Raw genomic sequence first — 20,499 nt, 5'->3', positions numbered from 1 at the left:
CCCGAAAATCTCCGCTTCTGAAGATGTATGCCGTTCACGCCCATACGCGACAAGTGCCTTTGGTAGAGTTAATGCGTCTGTTCGCAATGGAGTCGGTTTCGGTTCGGCTAAGCGTTCTGATATGCGCGCTATGTGGTGAAATCATCTTAAGCGTGTTGATGTGCTTGATACGTCTAAGCCTCGTCGCGACGCTATTATTGACGACGAGTGAAGGTATAAAACATGGTGTGTTGTCGTTTCTCTAAGCGCTCTAGTTGTCCCATATTGGCTTCATTGAGAAACGATCGTGAGGTCCGACTGTTTGAGCGAAGCAGTCGTTTGAATGACTGAATGTCGGCGATGTTGAATAGCGGTAATTGGCCGAACGCGGCCGGCCGCCGCCCTGTGACGCGCGACCGGTGCAGATCGACCCGTTGCCGACGGTCGCGTTGCGACCAACCCAACGGCAGGTAGCAGAGTAGTTCGGTCATCTAGGCCGCTTTCCCCCGACCGTCCTTTCGCTGAGCGTCGGTGAGCGTGGCGCCGCACCGACCGCATGGGCCGCGTCGAGCGCGGCGATAGCGGTATCGACATCGAAACTGGTGTCGAACACGAATACGCGGGCCTGCTCGACGCGGCCAAGATTGATGCCGTGGGCGATGATTCGCGCGCAGCGCGCTCACTGCAGCGACAGCCGTTTGTTGATCTGAGGGCGACGACAGCGCGGGTCACGGCGACTCTGTTTTCTGCCTCGTTCCGGACGTGGGCGCCGGCGCGCATGGAAGCTCTGCGGCTGCTTTGGCTCGGGGGCACGACACGCGCCGTGCGCGAGCCGGGGCTGACCGCGGTGGGCAGCGCGGAGGCCTTCACCGAACGTTTTCCCAGATTCACGAGCAAGCTGGCGAGGGGAGCGAAGGTCCACGAGGAGAGCGGAGCCGGTGCGGTCTTCTTGGCGTGGTGTTTTGTAGCAAGCAAGAGCGCGACGGGATCGAGTGCCATGGGCCGCTCTTGACGCGAGGGCACGGCGGAGATCGCCGACGCGCCAGACGAGGACACCGCCTTGCTTTTGCGGCTTGGGAATTACGTCGGTATCGATTCGGTGAGTTACGTACGAGGCACGCACGAAACAAGTGCTGCTACCATGGACGCTATCTGGCAAGTAAAAAGGGCGGCAAAATCCGCAGTCGCTGCCAGTAAACTGCCGCTGCATTTCAGTGCGCGAACCGATAGAGCTATCGATAGAGGCAACGGGAGGACGGATGAGAAACCACACGATGGGCCGGCCGTTCAACACGGCATCGACATATGACTACTTCCGCCAACGAGAAGCCGAACTCGTACAGGAGATTGAATCGCTGGAAAACGACTATGTCCTCAAAGCGTCAGCAAGTGAGCTCGAGGACTATTTCCTGTCTAAGTACCGTTTGGAACCTCTCACGCTTGATTCGGACGGCCATTACATGGACGAGCCGCGCAGTGTAGATATGGCCGTCTATAGTGATTTCGAGTTTGGTTTTCCCGGCGCGCGGCAAAGGTCCGCCAAGGGAACGCAGCTTTCCATTTCGGTGCCATACACTGGGTCTCGCGACCTCTGGCACCTCCAACCGTCGACGTTTACGATGCATCCTTATCCCGAACTGAATGTCGGAGATACCGAAGTAACGTTTTATTCGACCTTCCGAGATGATCAAGCCAACCCGCAGCAGATCAAGCAGCAGATAGACAGCAACATCAGAATGTTGATCGAAGCGGCGGCCCAAATTCGCAACGATGTTATGGGCCATAACCGCAGCGTCGAGAACTCCGTTCGTACAGTTTTGGCGCAGAAAATCGCCAAAGCAAAGACCGCCAACGGCGCAATTTCGGCATTGGGCATACCGATGAAGCCGCGCGATAGGCCTATGACGTATGTCGCGCCCGATGTGCGCCGAAAGCCGCCTGTGAGTCGGCCTGCCGCGGCCACCGCGAAATTTGCTCCAGAACCCACCCTCGAACAAAAGGAATATGAACACATCCTCAGCGTGATCCGGAGCATGTCGCTAGTCATTGAGCGAAACCCTAACGCCTTCGCGTCGCTGGATGAGGAGGCGATTCGAACACACTTTCTCCTGCAATTGAACGGGCACTACGACGGCACAGCGACCGGCGAGACCTTCAACGCGGCTGGTAAGACCGATATTTTGATCCGTGTCGACAACCGCAATATTTTCATTGCCGAGTGCAAATTTTGGCGAGGCGAAAAAGGATTCGACGAGGCAATTGAGCAGCTTCTAGGATACCTTTCATGGCGGGATTCAAAATGTGCTCTGCTCATCTTCAACCGGAACAAAGACTCATCCGCGGTACGGCAGAAGATGCACGAGGTGATGATAGCAAGATCGGAGTATCGTAAAACCGCGAGCCACGTACCGGACGGCGACTGTCGCTATGTCTTTGTCAAGAGTTCCGATCCTGGGCGCGAGATTCACATCAGCACTATGCTATTCGACATTCCGGCACCGTTGAACACGACACCAATATAAGCCGCTGCGATCATCGCTAGCCGAGGCCGACAATTCCAACGATCGGCCGCTGTCAGCGGTCAAGCCGACTTTCCAATGGCCGCGCGGCTGCATGGACGAACGGCCGTAGTTGGCCGGCAACTGCCGGTGGTGACCGGCGGAAACCGACCCGGAGCCGCCCCCACGGCTATCCCGGAAGCGGTCACTCAAAGTCCAATGCGATGTCTACGGTGGCCTTGTACCAGGCTAGGAAATTTTCGAACTCGCCGGCGCATTCCCACCCTGCCGACGCGAAGTCGTGAACGATCTGCACTCGTTCGCCCTTGCCCGCCTCCCAACAGGCTATGTCATCGCTACCCGTATCTCGGAAGAAAGGGACCAACTGCCGATCGGGATATCGCTTAGCCAGCCCTTCTAGCCGAACGCGGAGCCATTTTCCCTCAAGTAGCTGCCACGGCTCTAGATTGAGGATATTCAGTTCAACTGCCCGGGCAAAGTGGCGCGGATAAGCAAACCATGTTGGTCGCTCAGTTTCATTAAGTAAATCGGGCATCACGGATCCACTCTCGGTAGTCGTTGAGAATAGCGTCGGTCGCTGTTGTTATTGTTCCCAATACAAGACGCGAGGGCTGCTGACCGCTCCCGGCCTATCCAAGGCGATTGCGTCGTCAAGCCTGCGAGGCCTTGGCGAACCTGTACTGCTCATTCCACCATCGCACGAGCTCTCCGTGCTGCTGATGCGTAACCCATGACACGTTCTCCTCTGCGTCTGCGGTTCCACCGAAAATCAGTGGTTTTACTAGCCATTTGACCTTTCCAGCGAGTCGCGGATCAGGCTCCAGGTCATACGGAACCGGAAGATTGAAAGATGCAAGGTAACGCGTATCCAGCGGAACGCTGGGGATGGTGAAAGTCGCCCCGGCCTCATCCTGGACGATGAAATCTTGCCAACCTCGGAGCCCCAAGACTGAGAAGCCGGGAAGCGCCGTGTCGAATCCGCAGGCGCTCGCCGTGGCCAATGCCTCATCGTCTGCAAATAGGACGATGTAATCGTCTCCGTGCCAGCCTTCAACCATATCGTTCTACGCCTCATACTGTTAGAAACAGGATGCCAACCTCGAGCATATCTGAAGTATGAGCGTCGCCTTTGAGGCTTGGTCGTCGCGTGGCAGCTCCTGGCCGCACGCGGAAATTCGCCGATCAGCCTGATTGAAGGTTGGCTACGCAGTCGTTGATTGCCCGCGCGAACTGCGGATTGGACAAATCGATACCGACACGCGCGAGCGAAAGCAACAATTGCTCGACGCCTTCAACAACCCCGACGATGCGCCCATTCTCTACGGGATCGCTAAAGCTAGGTAGTGCGTCCGGCAAATTGGATTCGATACTTGCGATTCCGTCCTCAACCCTGAGGTCGATTCCACACGGCAGCAAAAACACCCGATCGTTATCCATTCTTCCGATCTCGGCGTGGTCGACAGCCGCATTGTCAACGATCCGACCAGCGATGTCGAACGCCCGCTTCTGGCCGACCTCAGACGGTCTTTCTCACGCCCCCCAGAAATCCGCGAAGAACTTTTTTCCATTGCGCACCCCCACGCGGCGCGTGCGCGGAGGACATTCGCTTGCAACCGAACCTGCCGATCGATTCCGTTGCGGCGTCGCCGCGACACGCGACGCTGATCCTGCTGTGCGCGTTCTCGGTGCTGCCGCTGAGCTTGTTCCTGCCGTCGCTGCCGGCGATCGCGCGCGACCTGCGCGCCGACTATGCGCTCGTCGCGCTGTCGCTCGGCGGGTACGCGGCGGTGGCGGCATCGCTCGAGTTCGTGATGGGGCCGCTGTCGGACCGGTTCGGGCGAAGGCCGATCGTGCTGGCGAGCGTCGGCGTGTTCGCGCTCGGCTCGCTCGGCTGCGCGATGGCGACCGATATCCGCGTGTTTCTCGCGTGCCGGCTGATGCAGGCGGCGATCACGTCGGTCTATCCGGTGTCGATGGCGACGATCCGCGACACCGGCGGCGGCAGCCGCGCGGCGAGCCGGATCGGCTATGCGGCGATGGCGGCCGCGTTCGCGCCGATGCTCGGCCCGACGCTCGGCGGCGTGCTCGATCAGACGGTGGGCTGGCGTGCGAGCTTCTGGCTGCTCGGCGCAGCCGGCATCGCGCTGTTCGGCTGGTGCGCGTTCGATCTCGTCGAGACGCACACGAACCGGTCGTCGAGTCTCGGGCGGCAGCTTCGCGCGTATCCGGCGCTGCTCCGCGCCCGCCGTTTCTGGGCCTATGCGCTTTGCATGGCGTTTTCGACGGGCTCGTTCTACGCGTTCCTGGCCGGCGCGCCGCTCGCCGCGAAAACGCTGTTCGGCATCGCGCCGGCGGAGATCGGTTTCTACATGGGGACGATCACCGCCGGTTTCGTGTGCGGCAGCTTTCTGGCCGCGCGTTTCGCGCGCCGCTACGCGCTGGCGACGACGATCCTGTGCGGTCGTGTCGTCGCGTGCGCGGGGCCGCTGATCGGCCTCGCGCTGGTATTTGGCGGCGCGACGCATGCGATCGCGTGGTTCGGGCCGTGCGTGCTGGTCGGCATCGGCAACGGGCTGACCAATCCCGGCGCGCATGCCGGCGCCGTGTCGGTGCGGCCGGAACTGGCGGGCAGCGCGTCGGGGCTGGCCGGTGCGATGACGATCGCCGGCGGCGCCGCGCTGTCGTCGCTGACGGGCGCGGTGCTGACCGCCGGCAACGCGGGTTATGCGCCGCTCGCGATGATGCTGCTGTCGGCGGCGATCGCGCTCGCGGCCGCCGTCTGCGTGCGCGTGTTCGACGCGCGGGACGCCGGGCAGTGAACACGGATGCGGCCCGCTACCGCGCCGCGCGCGATTGGCGGACAATTCATCGAATGCCGGGAGACGACGAACCATCCGCGAGCCGTATTCCCCGACGCGCGAAGGGCGACTGGGCGAGGATGCGATGATCGACTTTTCTGATTTCCAGCGGGAAATTGCCGACGCCGCGAGGGCGACGTTCAAGGCGCTGCGGGCGTTGCACCCGGACGAGCATTTCTACGCGTTCGCGCTTTATACGGACAGCGGCGCGATGACGGTGGTGCCGGCGGCCAATTCGGTCGAAGGGCTGAGCCGGGTCCGCGCGCAGCAGGCGGTCGCGGACGACGATCCGGATCCGTGGTACGTGTGGGGCTGTCCCGAATGGGCGTACGCGGCGGCGGAAGCGTCGCCGTTCAACGTGATCTGCGGCAAGCTGGCCGACGAAGTACTGAGCCCGACGTTTGTCCGGTCGAGGTTCGCGGAATTCTCCCGGCAACTCCACACCGACATGATCGAGGCGTTGCGGCTGCTCGATCGCGACGGCCTGTTCGGCACGGGCGAAGCAAGGGACGCCATCACGCTGTTCGTGTCGATCAGCGACGACGACGCAGCCGAGGCGCTGGAAAACGAATCGGCGAAAGCGCTGAATCCGCCGGCCGTCGCCGACACATTCCTGCGCCGCTACGACTGAGCAACCGGAATGCCGTCGCGGCCGGCCAGAGCCGCAACGAGCAACGCACGGCGGGCGCTGCATCGGCCCGCGTGCGAGCCTCTTTGAGCCGTTACGGCTTCGCGCCGACGACGAACTCGAACGCAGCGACGCCGTCGACGCCGCCCGTCACGCGGTCGCCCGGCTGCAGTGCGCCGACGCCGGCCGGCGTGCCGGTGAAGATCAGGTCGCCGGCCTTCAGCTCGACCGAGCGCGACACGTACGCGATGACGTCGGGCACGGCCCAGATCATGTCGGCGAGATCGCCTTGCTGGCGCGTTTCGCCGTTGACCGCGAGCCAGATGCGGCCGGCGGCCGGGTGGTCGGTGGCCGTCGCCGCGCGCAGCGCGGTCACGGGGCCCGACGCGTCGAAACCCTTCGCCCAGTCCCACGGACGGCTCAGCTTCTTCGCTTCGGCCTGCAGGTCGCGGCGCGTGAGGTCGACGCCGACGCCGTAGCCCCACACGTGCGACAGCGCGTCGGCCGGGTCGATCGACCGGCCGCTCTTGCCGATCGCGACGACCAGCTCGATTTCGTGATGGAGATCGCTCGTCAGCGGCGGATACGGGACGGTGCCGCTTGCCGGGACGATCGCGTCGGCCGGCTTCGTGAAGAAGAACGGCGGCTCGCGGTCGGGATCGGCGCCCATTTCGCGGGCGTGGTCGGCGTAGTTGCGGCCGACGCAGAACACGCGGCGCACCGGAAAGCGCGCGGACGACTGTTCGACTTCGACGGAAGGACGCTCGGAAGCGTCGATGACATAGGCGGACATCGGATGGCCTCGTTCGGTGGGTAGACGGATGCCGGCGCCCGTGCGGCGCACGGGCCGGCATGCGTGCAACGATACCCGACGCGCGTGCGGCCGGATGCGACGCAACTGCGTTTTACCGGGACAAAACTACGCGTCGGCGGATGCCGGTGCGTCGTCGCCGTCCGGCAACGCGGCGTTCGCGTCGCGGTACGCCTTCGGCGACACGCCGACCCGCGCGCGGAAGCGCCGCGCGAAATACCCTTCGTCGCGAAAGCCGACCGAGCGCGCGATGTCCGCGATGCGCCGGCTCGTGTGGGCCAGCAGCGATTGTGCGAGCGCGATCCGGCGTTCGGTCACGAGATCGGTGAACGTGCTGCCGGTTTCCTTGCGGACCAGGTGCGCGAGGTAGTTCGGCGACAGGAACGCGGCCTCGGCGGTCGCGGCGAGCGTCAGGTCCTCGCGGGTCAGGTTCGCACGGACGTGCCGCAGCACGCGCGCGAGCGCGTCGCGCCGGCCCGCGCGCTGGGCGCCGTGCTGCGCGAGCTTGTCGAGCGCGCCCGCGTATTGCGTGCAGACGAGACCGATCAGCTGCAGCAGGTAGCCGCGCAGCAGCGTGGTCGAGCCGAAGGTGCGCACGCGATCGGTATCGAGCATGCACAGCGCGAGGCGGCGCGCTTCGTCGTACGTGTCGCCGGTCAGGATGAAATCGAGATGCTCCTGGAAGCGAAACGGCGTCAGCTCGGGAAAGCGGTGCGCAGGCACGTCCTCGAGATCGAGCGGATCGACGTCGAGATCGGCGCGCAGGAACGCCTGGCTGAAGTTGATCACGATGAAGTGCGCGCCTTCCGGATGCGGGATCAGGTGCTCGCGGTGCGGCAGCACGAACGCGAGCGCGCCGCGCGGAAACGGCCGCGTGACGCCGCCGATCCGCTGCTCGGTGTCGCCGCCGAGGTTGAACTGGATCTGGAAATACGCGTGCCGGTGCGGCTCGGTGATCGCCTGGCGCGACGCCTGGTCGCGGATGTAGAAATCGAGCCGGTCGCTGCGTTCGGGCATCCCGTACAGGCGCGGCGGGGCGGTGGATGGCATGAAGGATTCTGCGGTTCGTGACGCGGTTGAGCCGCGATGGTACAGCGAACCGGGCGCGGCGGGGATGGGCGGGGATGGACTGGGCCGGCCGATCAACCCGTAACCAGCGGCGCGACCCGGCGGCGCAGCTCGGGCACGACGTCGGCGTCGAACCACGGATGGTGCTTGAACCACGCCTGGTTGCGCGGCGACGGATGCGGCAGCGGCAGCACGCCGGGGCCGTAGTCGCGCCATGCGTGCACGGTGTCGGTCAGCGTCGCCTTGCGCGTGTCGCGCAGGAAATGCCGCTGCGCGTACTGGCCGATCAGCAGCGTCAGCCGGACCGAAGGCAACTCGGCAACCAGCCGGTCGATCCACAGTTGCGCGCATTCGGGGCGCGGCGGGTTGTCGCCGCTCGCGCCGCGGCCCGGGTAGCAGAAACCCATCGGCACGATCGCGAAGCGCGTCTCGTCGTAGAAGGTATCGGCATCGACGTCGAGCCAGCCGCGCAGCCGCTTGCCGCTCGCGTCGTCCCACGGGATGCCGCTTGCATGGACGCGCGCACCCGGCGCCTGCCCGACGATCAGGATCCGCGCGTCGCGATGCGCGCGCACGACCGGGCGCGGGCCGAGCGGCAACTCGGCTTCGCATGCGCGGCACGCGCGGATTTCGGTGAGCAGCACGTCGAGCGGCGCGCGTGTTCGTTTCGGCATCGGTTCGGATCGGGGACGGAGTGGCAATGCGGTGCGTCCGTGCGGCGCATGCCGGAAGCCGCCGGGTGGCCCGGATCGGCTTGGCGCGGCTCCTGAGCGCGCGCCAACTGCGTCACGCGGCGCGCATCACGCTTGCGACGGGCCCGCTGCGCCGCGTTCGGCGACCGCAGCATCATACAACGCGGTCTGCGCGATCGCCGCGGCGATCCCCGCGTCGTCGTGCGAACCGTCGAGCATGCCCCAGCGCCGGTATTGGGCCAGGAACCACCGGCCGTCGAGCGGATCGGGCCGGTTCACGGCGCCGCCGTCGTGGAAACGGATCGGCAGCGGCGGCTCCGCGAACGGCCCCGCGCCGTAGTCGCCGAGCAGGCGCGGCGCGATCAGCCGCGCCGGCACGCCGATCGCGTCGGGCGACGCGAGCCAGTCGGCCGCCTCGCGGCGGTGCGCGGCGCTGTCGAGCCACGCGCAGGCATCGACGAGCGTGCGGATCAGTGCGCGTGCGGTGGCCGGATACAGCGAGACGAAGTCGCGCCGGGCCGCGAGCACCTTCTCCGGATGTTCGGGCCAGATCTCGCTTGTGACGGCGACGGTGCGGCCGGCCTGGCACGCTTCGGCGACCGCATGCCACGGCTCGCCCGCGCAGAAGCCGTCGAGCTCGCCGCCCGCGAGCGCGGCGACCATCTCGGGCGGCGGAATCACGACGCTGCGCACGTCGTGCAGCGGATCGACGCCGTGCGATGCGAGCCAGTGGTTCAGCCACATCGCGTGCGTGCCGGTCGGGAAGGTCTGCGCGAGCAGCGGCTTGCGGCCGAGCGTCGCGAGTGCGTCGCGCACGCTGCCGCTCTCGCGGTACGCGTCGGCGAGGCCACGCGAGAACGAGATGGCCTGGCCGTTGCGGTTCAGCACCATCAGCGCGGCCATGTCCGCCTGCGGGCCGCCGATGCCGAGCTGCAGCCCGCAGACGAGCCCGTACAGCGCGTGCGCGGCGTCGAGCTCGCCGCTCAGCAGCTTGTCGCGCACGGCGGCCCACGACGGCTGGCGGTTCAGTTCGAGCGTCAGGCCGTGCGGTGCACCGAGGTTCAGGCGCTGCGCGACGATCAGCGGGGCCGCGTCGCTGAGCGCGACGAACCCGAGGCGAAGATGCGCGCGTTCCGGCGCGACGGGGGGCGAAGTATTCATGGCGGTCATGGCTGGGGTGACGCATCGAGCAACTGCCGCGCGACGTCGACGATGCGCAGGCCCTGATCCATCGCGCGCTTGCGCAGCGCTGCATACGCATCGTGCTCGGACAGCCTGCGCTGGTCCATCAGCACGCGTTTCGCGCGGTCGATCAGCTTGCGCTCCGCGAGTTCGCGCTCGACGTCGGCGAGCCGGCGGCGCAGCGCATCGTCGTGCGAGAAGCGCGCGAGCGCGACTTCGAGAATCGGCGCGAGGCGCTCGGCCGACAATCCTTCGACGAGATACGCGCTGACGCCGGCGCCGACCGCCGCGCGGATCAGCGCCTGGTCGCCGTCGTGGCTGAACATCAGCACGGGGCGCGGCGCGGTCGCGTTCATCACCGCGAGCTGCTCGAGCGTGTCGCGCGACGGCGAATCGGTATCGATGATCACGACGTCGGGGCGCTGTTCCTCGACGGCCGCCGGCAGGCGCGCGGGCGTCGCGACGTCGTTCAGCATCTCGTAGCCGAGGCGCGCGAGCGCGTCGCCGAGTTCGCCGATCGGCTTGTCGGTGTCGGTGACGAGCAGCACGCGCAGGCGGGTGGGCAGGGCGGACGAACTCATGAGGCGAGCGGCAGCGGCAGAAGGTCGGCGCGGCGCGCGAACGGCATGTGACGGCCGAGTCGGGACGCGGTTCCGATACCGCGCGTGCGCGACCGGCGGCCGGCGCGAACGCGGCCAATGGATTCGGAAGAGGCGGGCGGCCGGTGCCGCGTGATGCTGCGCATGCTACGCGGCCCGGACCAGCGCCGCGTCGCGTGCGGCATCCTCATGCCGCACGGCCGCCTCGCCGATCGTGCCGCCGACGAGGATCACGGCCGGACTGCCGAGCCGCGCTTCGTCGATGCCGCGCGCGAGAGTGCCGAGCGTGCCGGTCCAGCGGCGCTCGTCGGGCGTGCCGGCCCATTGCACGGCCGCGGCCGGCGTCGATGCCGGCAGCGCGGCGAGCAGGCCCGTCGCAATGCTGTCGACGCGGCTCATCCCCATATAGATCGCGAGCGTGGTGCCGGTCGCCGCGAGTCGCGACCAGTCGGGTTCGCCGTGGTCCTGGCGGTGCGCGGTGACGAACGTGACGCCCTGGCAGTGCTCGCGGTGCGTGAGCGAGATGCCGAGACTCGCGGCGGCCGCGAATCCCGACGAGATGCCGTTGACGATCTCGACCGGAATCGCGGCGGCGCGCAGCGTCGCGAGCTCTTCGCCGGCGCGCCCGAACAGCAGCGCGTCGCCGCCCTTCACGCGCACCACGTGCGCGCCGCGCAGCGCGTAGCGGCGCATCAGCCGCTCGATGAACGCCTGCGGCGTGGAGCGGCAGCCGCCGCGCTTGCCGACGCGGATCACGCGCGCCTGCGGGGCGAGTTCGGCGATGCCGGGCGCGACGAGATCGTCGAGCAGCAGCACGTCGGCGGCGGCCAGTGCTTTCACGGCCTTCAGCGTGAGGAGATCGAGGTCGCCGGGGCCGGCGCCCAGCAAGGTGACTTTGCCTGTCGTCATGTCGTGTTCCTGTGCCGCGTGCGTGCGGCCGTCGATAGCGCGTTGTCTGCGCGGCGGCGGCGGGCGGTAGAAACAGTCCGGCATCCGGCCGTGCCGCGCACGGGAGGGACGCCGTTGTCCTGACGGGCCCGCCGTGAATGACGGGCATGGTTTTGCGGGAACTGCCCACCGGCGCCGTTGCCGGTGTGATGCATGGAGTTCAGCAATATCCGGGCCAACCGGTGCGATGCACGGCGGGAGCGTGGCGCGACGGCCGCGTGCATGAATGCGGGCGCGGCGCGCGGAGAGACGCGATGCCGCGTCGGCGTGCATCGTGCCCCGTCAGCGCGCACCGCAATGTCGCACGGCGACAGTGCTGCAGCGCACCACATCTGTGCCTCGCTGCATCGCGGCGCATCGTGCGCCGCGTGCCGGATCGCGGTGCGCGCTGGCCGGCGAGCCTTGTGCAGCGGGGATGCCGGCGCGATTCGGGCCGACATGGCACGGCGTTTGCGTAAGCTGGTTCGGACGCGTCAATGGCGACTCGTCCGCAGTACCGAATACATACGCGCCCGGCAACGGGCTTCATGGGCAACGGCGTCCTACGCATCGGGTCTCGACGAGACCGGGTGCGCAGGACGCCGTTTTTCGTTTGGCGGATGACATGACCGACAAAGCTACCCGTATCGATCTCTTCAGCCTCCGCACCGCGCCGATGCGCGCGTTCCACCTGACGTGGATGGCGTTTTTCGTGTGCTTCTTCGCGTGGTTCGCATGCGCGCCGCTGATGCCGCTCATCGCACGCGAATTTCATCTGACGGCGGCGCAGGTCGCCAACATCAACATCGCCGCGGTGGCCGCGACGATCGCCGTGCGGCTGCTCGTCGGCCCGCTGTGCGACCGCTTCGGCCCGCGCCGCATCTATGCCGGCCTGCTGCTGCTCGGCGCGATTCCCGTGTTCGCCGTGCCGTTCGCGCATGACTACCTGACGTTCCTGATCTGCCGGCTCGGCATCGGTGCGATCGGCGCGGGCTTCGTGATCACGCAGTACCACACGTCGGTGATGTTCGCGCCGAACGTGGTCGGCACCGCGAACGCGACGACGGCCGGCTGGGGCAATGCGGGCGCGGGTGCGACGCAGGCGCTGATGCCGCTGCTGGTCGCCGCCGGCCTGATGCTCGGTTTCGGCGAAAGCTCGTCGTGGCGCATCGCGCTGGTCGTGCCGGGCGTCGCGATGCTCGTGATGGCCTGGGCGTACTGGCGCTTCACGCAGGATTGCCCGCAAGGCGACTTCGTCGCGCTGCGCAAGGAAGGCGTGACGATCGACAGCGGCAAGAAGGGCGGCTGGGCGAGCTTCGTCGCCGCGTGCGGCAACTATCGCGTGTGGATGCTGTTCGTCACGTACGGTGCGTGCTTCGGCGTCGAGGTGTTCATCCACAACATCGCCGCGCTGTACTACGTCGATCACTTCGGCCTGTCGCTGAAGGACGCGGGTTTCGCGGTCGGCATGTTCGGGCTGCTCGCGCTGTTCGCCCGCGCGCTCGGCGGCTGGCTGTCCGACAAGATCGCCGCGCGCCGCAGCCTCGACGTGCGCGCGACGCTGCTGTGCGCGCTGATCGTCGGCGAAGGGCTCGGGCTGATCTGGTTCTCGCATGCGCAAGGCGTCGGTATCGCGCTCTTCGCGATGCTGACCTTCGGCCTGTTCACGCACATGGCCTGCGGCGCGACCTACGCGCTGGTGCCGTTCATCGACCGCAAGGCGCTGGGCGGCGTCGCGGGGATCGTCGGCGCGGGCGGCAACGTCGGCGCGGTCGCCGCGAGCTTCCTGCTGAAGGGCGTCGGCGACGTGCAGCACACGCTGAGCCTGCTGGGCCTGGCCGTCACCGCGACCGCGCTGTGCGCGATGGCCGTGCGCTTCAGCGAAGAACACAAGGCACGCGAGGCCGAGCTGCGCGACCGCGCGCTGGCCGCGGGCAGCGTCGCGAACTGATCGACCGAAGGAAACGTCATCATGAAACTCATCGTCATCGGCCACGGCATGGTCGGCCACAAGCTGCTCGAATGCGTCGCGGCGGAAGCGGGCACGACGGGCGCGCTGCAGGTCACCGTGCTCGGCGAGGAGCCGCGTCCGGCCTACGATCGCGTGCACCTGTCCGAATTCTTCGCGGGCAAGTCGGCGGACGACCTGTCGCTCGTCGAACCCGGTTTCTTCGAGCGTCATCCGCAGTTCGACCTGCGCCTGAACGCACGCGTCGCATCGATCGACCGCGCTGCGCATACTGTCACGCTCGCGTCGGGCGAAACGCTCGCGTACGACAAGCTGGTGCTCGCGACGGGCTCGCGCCCGTTCGTGCCGCCGATGCCGGGGCATGATCGCGCGGGCTGCTTCGTGTACCGGACGATCGAGGATCTCGAAGCGATGCAGGCGTGCGGCACACACGCGAAGCGCGGCGTCGTGGTCGGCGGCGGGCTGCTCGGCCTCGAATGCGCGAAGGCGCTGCGCGACATGGGGCTCGACACGCACGTCGTCGAATTTGCGCCGCGCCTGATGGCCGTGCAGGTCGACGACGGCGGCGGCCGGATGCTGCGCGCGAAGATCGAGGCGCTTGGCGTGACCGTGCATACGGGCAAGAACACGCTCGAGATCGTCGACGGCGAGGAAGGCTCGCACCGGATGGCGTTCGCCGACGGCACGCACCTCGATGCCGACATGATCGTGTTCTCGGCCGGCATCCGCGCGCGCGACGAGCTGGCGCGGGCATGCGGGCTCGACATCGGCCCGCGCGGCGGCGTCGCGATCGACGACGCATGCCGCACCAGCGACGCCGACATCTACGCGATCGGCGAATGCGCGGCGTGGAACGGCATGGTGTACGGCCTCGTCGCGCCCGGCTACGACATGGCGCGCGTGGTCGCGAAGCAGCTGGGCAGCGACGCGAACGACGCACCCGCGTTCGCCGGCGCCGACATGAGCACGAAGCTGAAGCTGATGGGCGTCGACGTCGCGAGCATCGGCGACGCGCACGGCACGACGGCCGGCAGCCGCACCTACCAGTACGCGGACGAGCGCCGGCAGGTCTACAAGAAGCTCGTGGTGTCCGACTGCGGCAAGTTTCTGCACGGTGCGGTGATGGTCGGCGACGCGGCCGAATACGGCACGCTGCTGCAGATGATGCTGAACCGCATCGAGCTGCCCGAATCGCCCGAATTCCTGATCCTGCCGTCGTCGGACGGCGCGGCGAAGCCGGCGATCGGCGTCGACGCGCTGCCGGACGGCGCCCAGATCTGCTCGTGCAACAACGTGTCGAAGTCGCAGATCTGCACGGCGGTCGCCGACGGCGCGACCAGCCTCGGCGCGCTGAAGTCGTGCACGGGCGCCGGCACGTCGTGCGGCGGCTGCGTGCCGCTCGTCACGCAGATCATGAAGGCCGAGATGAAGAAGCAGGGCCTCGCGGTCAACAACCATCTGTGCGAGCACTTCCCGCATTCGCGCCAGGAGCTGTTCCACCTGATCCGTGTCGAGCGCATCACGACGTTCGACGAACTGCTCGCGAAGCACGGCCGCGGGCTCGGCTGCGACGTGTGCAAGCCGGCGGTCGCGGGCATCCTCGCGTCATGCTTCAACGAGTTCGTGCTGAAGAAGGAACACGCGGGGCTGCAGGATTCGAACGACTACTACCTCGCGAACATCCAGCGCGACGGCACGTACTCGGTCGTGCCGCGCATGCCGGGCGGCGAGGTCACGCCGGAAGGGCTGATCGCGGTCGGCCAGGTCGCGCAGAAGTACGGGCTCTATACGAAGATCACCGGCGGCCAGCGCGTCGACCTGTTCGGCGCGCGCGTCGAGCAGCTGCCGTCGATCTGGGAAGAGCTGATCGCGGCCGGCTTCGAATCGGGGCATGCGTACGGCAAGGCGCTGCGCACCGTGAAGTCGTGCGTCGGCTCGACGTGGTGCCGCTACGGCGTCGACGATTCGGTCGGCCTCGCGATCGATCTCGAGAACCGCTACAAGGGCCTGCGCGCGCCGCACAAGATCAAGTTCGGCGTATCGGGCTGCACGCGCGAGTGCGCGGAAGCGCAGGGCAAGGACGTCGGGATCATCGCGACCGAGAAGGGCTGGAACCTGTACGTGTGCGGCAACGGCGGGATGAAGCCGCGCCACGCGGAACTGCTCGCGTCCGACCTCGATCGCGCCACGCTGATGCGCTACATCGACCGCTTCCTGATGTTCTACGTGCGCACGGCCGACCGCCTGCAACGCACGAGCGTATGGCGCGACAACCTCGAAGGCGGGCTCGACTACCTGGCCGACGTGGTCGTGCACGACAAGCTCGGGATTGCGGCCGAACTCGAAGCCGACATGCAGCACGTGGTCGACACCTACGAATGCGAATGGAAGAAGGCCGTGACCGATCCCGACACGCGCAAGCGCTTCCGCCACTTCGTGAACAGCGATGCGCCGGACGCGAACATCGCGTTCGTCGAGACCCGCGGCCAGATTCGCCCCGCGACGCCCGACGAGCGCGTGCGCGGCAAGCCCGTGACGATTCCCGTCGTCGCCGAAAGTGCGGCGCAGGCCGTGACCGAATCCGCAACCGTCTGACCCTGACCGACACCAGCGTCTTTTCCAAGGAGCCCATCATGAACGATCGTCTTCCGCTGTCCTGGACCCGCGTGTGCCCGCTCGACGACATCGTGCCGAACACCGGCGTGTGCGCACTCGTCAACGGCGAGCAGGTCGCGGTGTTTCACGTCGCGCACGCCGACGGCGGCGTGTTCGCGATCGACAACGTCGATCCCGTGTCGCAGGCGGCCGTGATGTCGCGCGGGCTGATCGGCAGCCTCGGCGAGCGCGTCGTCGTCGCGTCGCCGCTGTACAAGCAGCATTTCGACCTGCGCACCGGCGAATGCCTCGAAGCGCCCGAGCAGTCCGTGAGCGCGTATCCGTCGCGGGTCGAGGACGGATACGTGTGGATCGCGGCCTGACCGCCCCGGAGCGCGCATGACCGCCACCCCTGTCAAGAGCGTGTGCCCGTACTGCGGCGTCGGCTGCGGGATGGTGCTGCACGTCGAGGATGGCGAGGTCGTCAAGGTGTCCGGCGACTCCGACCATCCGACCAACTTCGGGCGGCTGTGCACGAAGGGTTCGTCGGCGCACGTCGCGCTGCGCCGCTCCGGGCGGCTCGACCGCGCGTTCGTGCGCCGCGCGCGCGAGGACGATCTCGTGCCGCTGCCGGCGCGCGACGCGATCGCCGAGACCGCGCGCCGCCTGCGCGCGGTGCTCGATGCGCACGGCCCCGACGCGCTGTCGTTCTACGTGTCGGGGCAGATGTCGATCGAGGCGCAATACCTCGTCAACAAGCTCGCGAAGGGTTTCGTCGGCACCAACAACATCGAGTCGAACTCGCGCCTCTGCATGGCGAGCGCGAGCACCGGCTACAAGCAGTCGCTCGGCGCGGACGGCCCGCCCGGGTCGTACCAGGATTTCGATCGCGCGAACCTGTTCTTCGTGATCGGCGCGAACATGGCCGACTGCCATCCGATCCTGTTCCTGCGGATGATGGATCGCGTGAAGGCCGGCGCGAAGCTGATCGTCGTCGATCCGCGCCGCACCGGCACGGCCGACAAGGCCGACCTGTTCCTGCAGATCCGGCCGGGCACCGATCTCGCGCTGACGAACGGGTTGCTGCATCTGCTGCATGCGAATGGCCGCACCGACGCCGCGTTCATCGACGCATACACCGAAGGCTGGGACGCGATGCCCGCATTCCTTGCCGACTACACGCCCGAGCGCGTCGCGGAAATCACCGGGCTCGCGGAAGCCGACCTGCGCACGGCCGCGCAATGGATCGGCGACGCGCAGGAGTGGATGAGCTGCTGGACGATGGGGCTCAACCAGAGCACGCACGGCGTGTGGAACACCAACGCGATCTGCAACCTGCACCTCGCGACCGGCCGCATCTGCCGCCCCGGCAGCGGGCCGTTCTCGCTGACGGGCCAGCCGAACGCGATGGGTGGGCGCGAGATGGGCTACATGGGGCCGGGGCTGCCGGGCCAGCGCTCGGTGCTGTCCGACGACGACCGGCGCTTCGTCGAGAACCTGTGGCGCGTGCCGGCCGGCACGCTGCGCAAGGAAACCGGCCAGGGCACCGTCGATTTGTTCGCGCGGATGGCGGCCGGCGACATCAAGGCGTGCTGGATCGTCTGCACGAATCCGGTCGCGACCGTGCCGAACCGGCAGAACGTGATCGCCGGGCTTCAGGCCGCGGAGCTCGTGATCGCGCAGGACGCGTTCCTCGACACCGAGACCAACCGCTACGCGGACATCCTGCTGCCCGGTGCGCTGTGGGCCGAGGGCGACGGCGTGATGATCAACTCCGAACGCAACATGACGCTGATGCGCGCCGCGGTCGCGCCGCCCGGCGACGCGCTGCCCGACTGGCGCATCGTCGCGGAAGTCGCGCGCGCGATGGGCTTCGGCGACGCGTTCGACTATGCGTCGGCGGCCGACGTGTTCGACGAGATCGTCCGTTTCTCGAATCCGGCGACGGGCTACGACCTGCGCGGCGCGAGCCACGCGGCGCTGCGCGACGGCCCGGTGCAGTGGCCGGTCGCGCCGGGCACCGCGCGCGAGCGGCACCCGATCCGCTATCTGAACGACGGCGTGAGCCAGACGCTGCGCACGGCGGCTGACGGGAGCGCTGCGCCGCATCTCGCGTTCCCGACGCCGTCGGGCAAGGCGCGCTTTTTCGCGCGGCCGCACGTCGATCCGGCCGAGCTGCCCGACGACACGTTCCCGATCGTGCTGAACACCGGGCGGCTGCAGCATCAATGGCACACGATGACGAAGACGGGCAAGGTCGCGATGCTGAACAAGCTGAACCCGCGCCCGTTCGTCGAGCTTCATCCGGACGATGCGAGCGCGCTCGGCATCGCCGCGAAGGACAGCGTCGAGATCCGCTCGGCGCGCGGCCGCGCGGTGCTGCCGGCCGTCGTGACCGAGCGCGTGCGGCGCGGCAACTGCTTCGCGCCGATGCACTGGAACGACGTGTACGGCGACGACCTGTGCATCAACGCGGTGACGAACGACGCAATCGATGCCGAATCGCAGCAACCCGAACTGAAATATTGCGCGGTCGCGCTGCGGCGCGTCGAGACCGACGCGTTCGCGTCCGCCGACGACGAGACGGCACAACCCGACGCGTGCGCCGACGACGCACGGCCCGCTTCGACGATGGTGCAGGCCGCTGCTTCACAGGAATCCGACATGGCAGACATCGACACTTTCGCGGCCGCGCTCGGCGTGACCGACTTCGCGCCGCCGCCGTTGACCGACACCGAGCGGCTGTATGTGGCCGGCCTCGTCAGCGGGTTGAAGGCGAGCGCCGGCCGGCGCGAGGGCGGCGTGCCGGTGCTGCCGGCCGGCGCGCCGCTCACGCCGCCGGTGCGGTTCTGGCTCGACGGGATGCTCGCGGGCCTGTTCAGCCGTTCGCTGCCCGCGAGTTCGCCGGTTGCCGCTGCACCGGCACTGCCGGCCGATGCCGCTGCAACCGGCGGCGTGCGGATCGTGCGCACGCGCCCGAAGGTCGTGCTGCTGTGGGCATCGCAGACCGGCAACATCGAATCGCTGACCGAGGATTACGCGACGCAGCTGATGAACGCGGGCTTCGAGATCCGCACCGCGTGCATGTCCGACTATCCGGTCGCGTCGCTCGCGGGCGCGCAATACGTGCTGCTGATGACGAGCACGTTCGGCGACGGCGATGCGCCCGACAACGGTAGCGAATTCTGGGACGCGCTGCAGGCCGGCAGCGCCGCGCGCCTCGACGGCGTGCACTTCGCGGTGCTCGCGTTCGGCGATCGCAACTACGACCAGTTCTGCGGCCACGGCCGCCGGCTCGATGCGCGGCTCGCGGAACTCGGCGCGGCGCGCCTGTGCGCGCGCGTCGATTGCGACGTTGAATTCCAGAACGATGCGGACCAGTGGCTCGAACGCGTCGTCGCGCGGATCAAGGAGGCCGATGCCGCGCTGCACGCGGTGCCGTCCGGCGGCATGAGCCCGTCGGGGCTGCTGCCGTCGAAGGCGCATCCGGCGCCGTCGAAGCTCGTCGCGAACCTGCGGCTGAACCGTCCGGGCGCCGCGAAGGACACGCGTTATGTGTCGCTGTCGACCGAAGGCGCGAACCTCGAATACGAAACCGGCGACGCGCTCGGCGTGTGGCCGACCAACTGCCCTGAGCTGGTCGACGAGTTGCTGTCCGTCACCGCGCTGAAGGCCGACGCGCCCGTGTCGGTGCCGGGCGTCGGCGACGTGCGGCTCGGCGATGCGCTCGCGCGCCACTTCGACATCACGCGCCCGCATCCGGACACGCTTGCGTTCATCGCGTCGCGCAGCGCGAACGGCGCGCTGAAGTCGCTGCTGGGCGACGATCGCAAGGGCGACCTGAAGCAATGGTTGTGGGGGCAACAGCTTGCGGACGTGCTGCACGAGTTTCCGGTCGAGCTGTCGGGCACCGAGCTGGTCGGGATGCTGAAGCGGCTGCAGCCGCGCCTGTATTCGATCGCATCGAGCCCGAGCGCGCACCGGGGCGAGATTCACCTGACCGTGTCGGCCGTGCGTTATCACAACGGCCGGCGCGCGCGCAAAGGCGTCGCGTCGACGTTCCTCGCCGATCGCGCGGACGACGGCCGAGTGCCCGTGTTTGTGCAGAAGTCCGCTCATTTCCGGCCGCCGGTGAACGGCGACGTGCCGATCGTGATGGTCGGCCCGGGCACCGGCGTCGCGCCGTTCCGCGGCTTTCTGCACGAGCGGCAGGCGCGCGGCGCGCGCGGCCGCAACTGGCTGTTCTTCGGCGAGCAGCACGCGCAGACCGACTTCTACTACGGCGACGAGCTGGGCGCGATGCACGACAGCGGCTTCCTGACGCGGCTCGATCTCGCGTTCTCGCGCGATCAGGCAGACAAGATCTACGTGCAGGACCGGATGCGCGAGCAGGGCGCCGAACTGTTCGCATGGCTGGAGGAAGGCGCGCACTTCTACGTGTGCGGCGACGCGTCGCGGATGGCGAAGGACGTCGATACGGCGCTGAAGGCGGTCGTCGCCGAGCACGGCGGAATGTCGGACGACGACGCGAACGACTACGTCGCGCGGCTCGCGAAGGCGCGGCGCTATATGCGGGATGTGTATTGAACGCTGGCGGGGCGTCATGCGTGCATCCGCTTCCGGTCTTCGGCGAACGGGCGGCTGCACGAATATCGCAAGCACATGCCGGCGA

18 protein-coding genes are annotated in these 20,499 nt (G+C 67.5%); 8 read left to right on the top strand and 10 right to left on the bottom strand.

Annotated elements, in window-relative coordinates:
• Positions 1–194: 194 nt before the first annotated feature.
• Positions 195–470, bottom strand: coding sequence for a hypothetical protein (locus KVT39_RS02150; protein ID WP_217587500.1), 276 nt, complete (start codon positions 468–470; stop codon positions 195–197).
• A gap of 65 nt (positions 471–535) precedes the next feature.
• On the opposite strand from KVT39_RS02150, the gene KVT39_RS02145 reads away from it, so the two are divergent.
• Positions 536–991 carry a hypothetical protein gene (locus KVT39_RS02145; protein WP_217587492.1) on the top strand — a complete coding sequence of 152 codons (456 nt, stop codon included), beginning with the start codon at positions 536–538 and terminating at the stop codon, positions 989–991.
• A 247-nt stretch (positions 992–1,238) separates the two neighbouring features.
• Positions 1,239–2,501, top strand: a complete 1,263-nt coding sequence (locus KVT39_RS02140; RefSeq protein WP_217587490.1) for a hypothetical protein — start codon at positions 1,239–1,241, stop codon at positions 2,499–2,501.
• Between the two features lie 181 nt (positions 2,502–2,682).
• Here the strand turns inward: KVT39_RS02140 and KVT39_RS02135 are convergent, their stop codons facing one another.
• The 3 genes from KVT39_RS02135 to KVT39_RS02125 all read right to left on the bottom strand — a co-directional run bounded on the left by KVT39_RS02135 (position 2,683) and on the right by KVT39_RS02125 (position 3,935).
• Positions 2,683–3,033, bottom strand: a complete 351-nt coding sequence (locus tag KVT39_RS02135) for a hypothetical protein (RefSeq protein WP_217587488.1) — start codon at positions 3,031–3,033, stop codon at positions 2,683–2,685.
• Positions 3,034–3,148: 115 nt separating this feature from the next.
• Positions 3,149–3,556 (bottom strand): hypothetical protein, encoded by a 408-nt coding sequence (locus tag KVT39_RS02130; RefSeq protein ID WP_217587486.1) that lies wholly within the window; start codon positions 3,554–3,556, stop codon positions 3,149–3,151.
• Positions 3,557–3,680: 124 nt separating this feature from the next.
• Positions 3,681–3,935: a hypothetical protein gene (locus tag KVT39_RS02125; protein ID WP_217587484.1), complete on the bottom strand. Its 255-nt coding sequence runs from the start codon at positions 3,933–3,935 to the stop codon at positions 3,681–3,683.
• Between the two features lie 170 nt (positions 3,936–4,105).
• Here KVT39_RS02125 and KVT39_RS02120 point away from each other — a divergent pair, with 170 nt between their 5' ends.
• Together KVT39_RS02120 and KVT39_RS02115 are read left to right on the top strand one after the other, a co-directional pair.
• Positions 4,106–5,317 carry an MFS transporter gene (locus KVT39_RS02120; protein ID WP_217587482.1) on the top strand — a complete coding sequence of 404 codons (1,212 nt, stop codon included), beginning with the start codon at positions 4,106–4,108 and terminating at the stop codon, positions 5,315–5,317.
• 124 nt (positions 5,318–5,441) lie between these two features.
• Positions 5,442–5,987: a DUF4303 domain-containing protein gene (locus KVT39_RS02115; RefSeq protein ID WP_034180219.1), complete on the top strand. Its 546-nt coding sequence runs from the start codon at positions 5,442–5,444 to the stop codon at positions 5,985–5,987.
• A 91-nt stretch (positions 5,988–6,078) separates the two neighbouring features.
• Here the strand turns inward: KVT39_RS02115 and KVT39_RS02110 are convergent, their stop codons facing one another.
• From KVT39_RS02110 to cobA, 6 genes are all read right to left on the bottom strand, one after another.
• Positions 6,079–6,777 carry a fumarylacetoacetate hydrolase family protein gene (locus KVT39_RS02110; RefSeq protein ID WP_217587480.1) on the bottom strand — a complete coding sequence of 233 codons (699 nt, stop codon included), beginning with the start codon at positions 6,775–6,777 and terminating at the stop codon, positions 6,079–6,081.
• Positions 6,778–6,903: 126 nt separating this feature from the next.
• The gene (locus KVT39_RS02105; protein ID WP_217587478.1) at positions 6,904–7,845 is read right to left on the bottom strand and encodes a helix-turn-helix transcriptional regulator; all 942 of its coding nucleotides are present in this window, start codon (positions 7,843–7,845) and stop codon (positions 6,904–6,906) included.
• 92 nt (positions 7,846–7,937) lie between these two features.
• Positions 7,938–8,537, bottom strand: a complete 600-nt coding sequence (locus KVT39_RS02100; protein WP_105391964.1) for a uracil-DNA glycosylase family protein — start codon at positions 8,535–8,537, stop codon at positions 7,938–7,940.
• Positions 8,538–8,663: 126 nt separating this feature from the next.
• Entirely contained in the window at positions 8,664–9,716 is a 1,053-nt protein-coding gene (locus KVT39_RS02095) for a CmpA/NrtA family ABC transporter substrate-binding protein (protein WP_217587470.1), read from the bottom strand.
• Positions 9,717–9,721: 5 nt separating this feature from the next.
• The gene (locus KVT39_RS02090) at positions 9,722–10,318 is read right to left on the bottom strand and encodes an ANTAR domain-containing response regulator (RefSeq protein WP_034180215.1); all 597 of its coding nucleotides are present in this window, start codon (positions 10,316–10,318) and stop codon (positions 9,722–9,724) included.
• A 165-nt stretch (positions 10,319–10,483) separates the two neighbouring features.
• Positions 10,484–11,245 carry a uroporphyrinogen-III C-methyltransferase gene (cobA, locus tag KVT39_RS02085; RefSeq protein WP_217587468.1) on the bottom strand — a complete coding sequence of 254 codons (762 nt, stop codon included), beginning with the start codon at positions 11,243–11,245 and terminating at the stop codon, positions 10,484–10,486.
• A gap of 643 nt (positions 11,246–11,888) precedes the next feature.
• Here cobA and KVT39_RS02080 point away from each other — a divergent pair.
• From KVT39_RS02080 to KVT39_RS02065, 4 genes are read left to right on the top strand one after another with little or no spacing between them, the layout of a single operon-like run.
• Positions 11,889–13,214, top strand: coding sequence for an MFS transporter (locus KVT39_RS02080; RefSeq protein ID WP_217587466.1), 1,326 nt, complete (start codon positions 11,889–11,891; stop codon positions 13,212–13,214).
• A 21-nt stretch (positions 13,215–13,235) separates the two neighbouring features.
• Positions 13,236–15,827, top strand: coding sequence for a nitrite reductase large subunit NirB (gene nirB / locus KVT39_RS02075; RefSeq protein WP_217587464.1), 2,592 nt, complete (start codon positions 13,236–13,238; stop codon positions 15,825–15,827).
• A 38-nt stretch (positions 15,828–15,865) separates the two neighbouring features.
• A complete protein-coding gene (gene nirD / locus KVT39_RS02070) occupies positions 15,866–16,210 on the top strand; it encodes a nitrite reductase small subunit NirD (protein WP_034180211.1) in 345 nt (114 codons plus the stop codon).
• Positions 16,211–16,226: 16 nt separating this feature from the next.
• Positions 16,227–20,414, top strand: a complete 4,188-nt coding sequence (locus tag KVT39_RS02065) for a bifunctional nitrate reductase/sulfite reductase flavoprotein subunit alpha (RefSeq protein WP_217587462.1) — start codon at positions 16,227–16,229, stop codon at positions 20,412–20,414.
• The last annotated feature ends 85 nt before the right edge of the window (positions 20,415–20,499 follow it).

Origin of the sequence: Burkholderia sp. GbtcB21, assembly GCF_019091065.1 — a bacterium.
Taxonomy (GTDB): domain Bacteria; phylum Pseudomonadota; class Gammaproteobacteria; order Burkholderiales; family Burkholderiaceae; genus Burkholderia; species Burkholderia pyrrocinia_C.
The sequence above is the reverse complement of the archived record's forward strand: the minus strand, read 5'-3'. Positions and strand labels throughout refer to the sequence as shown.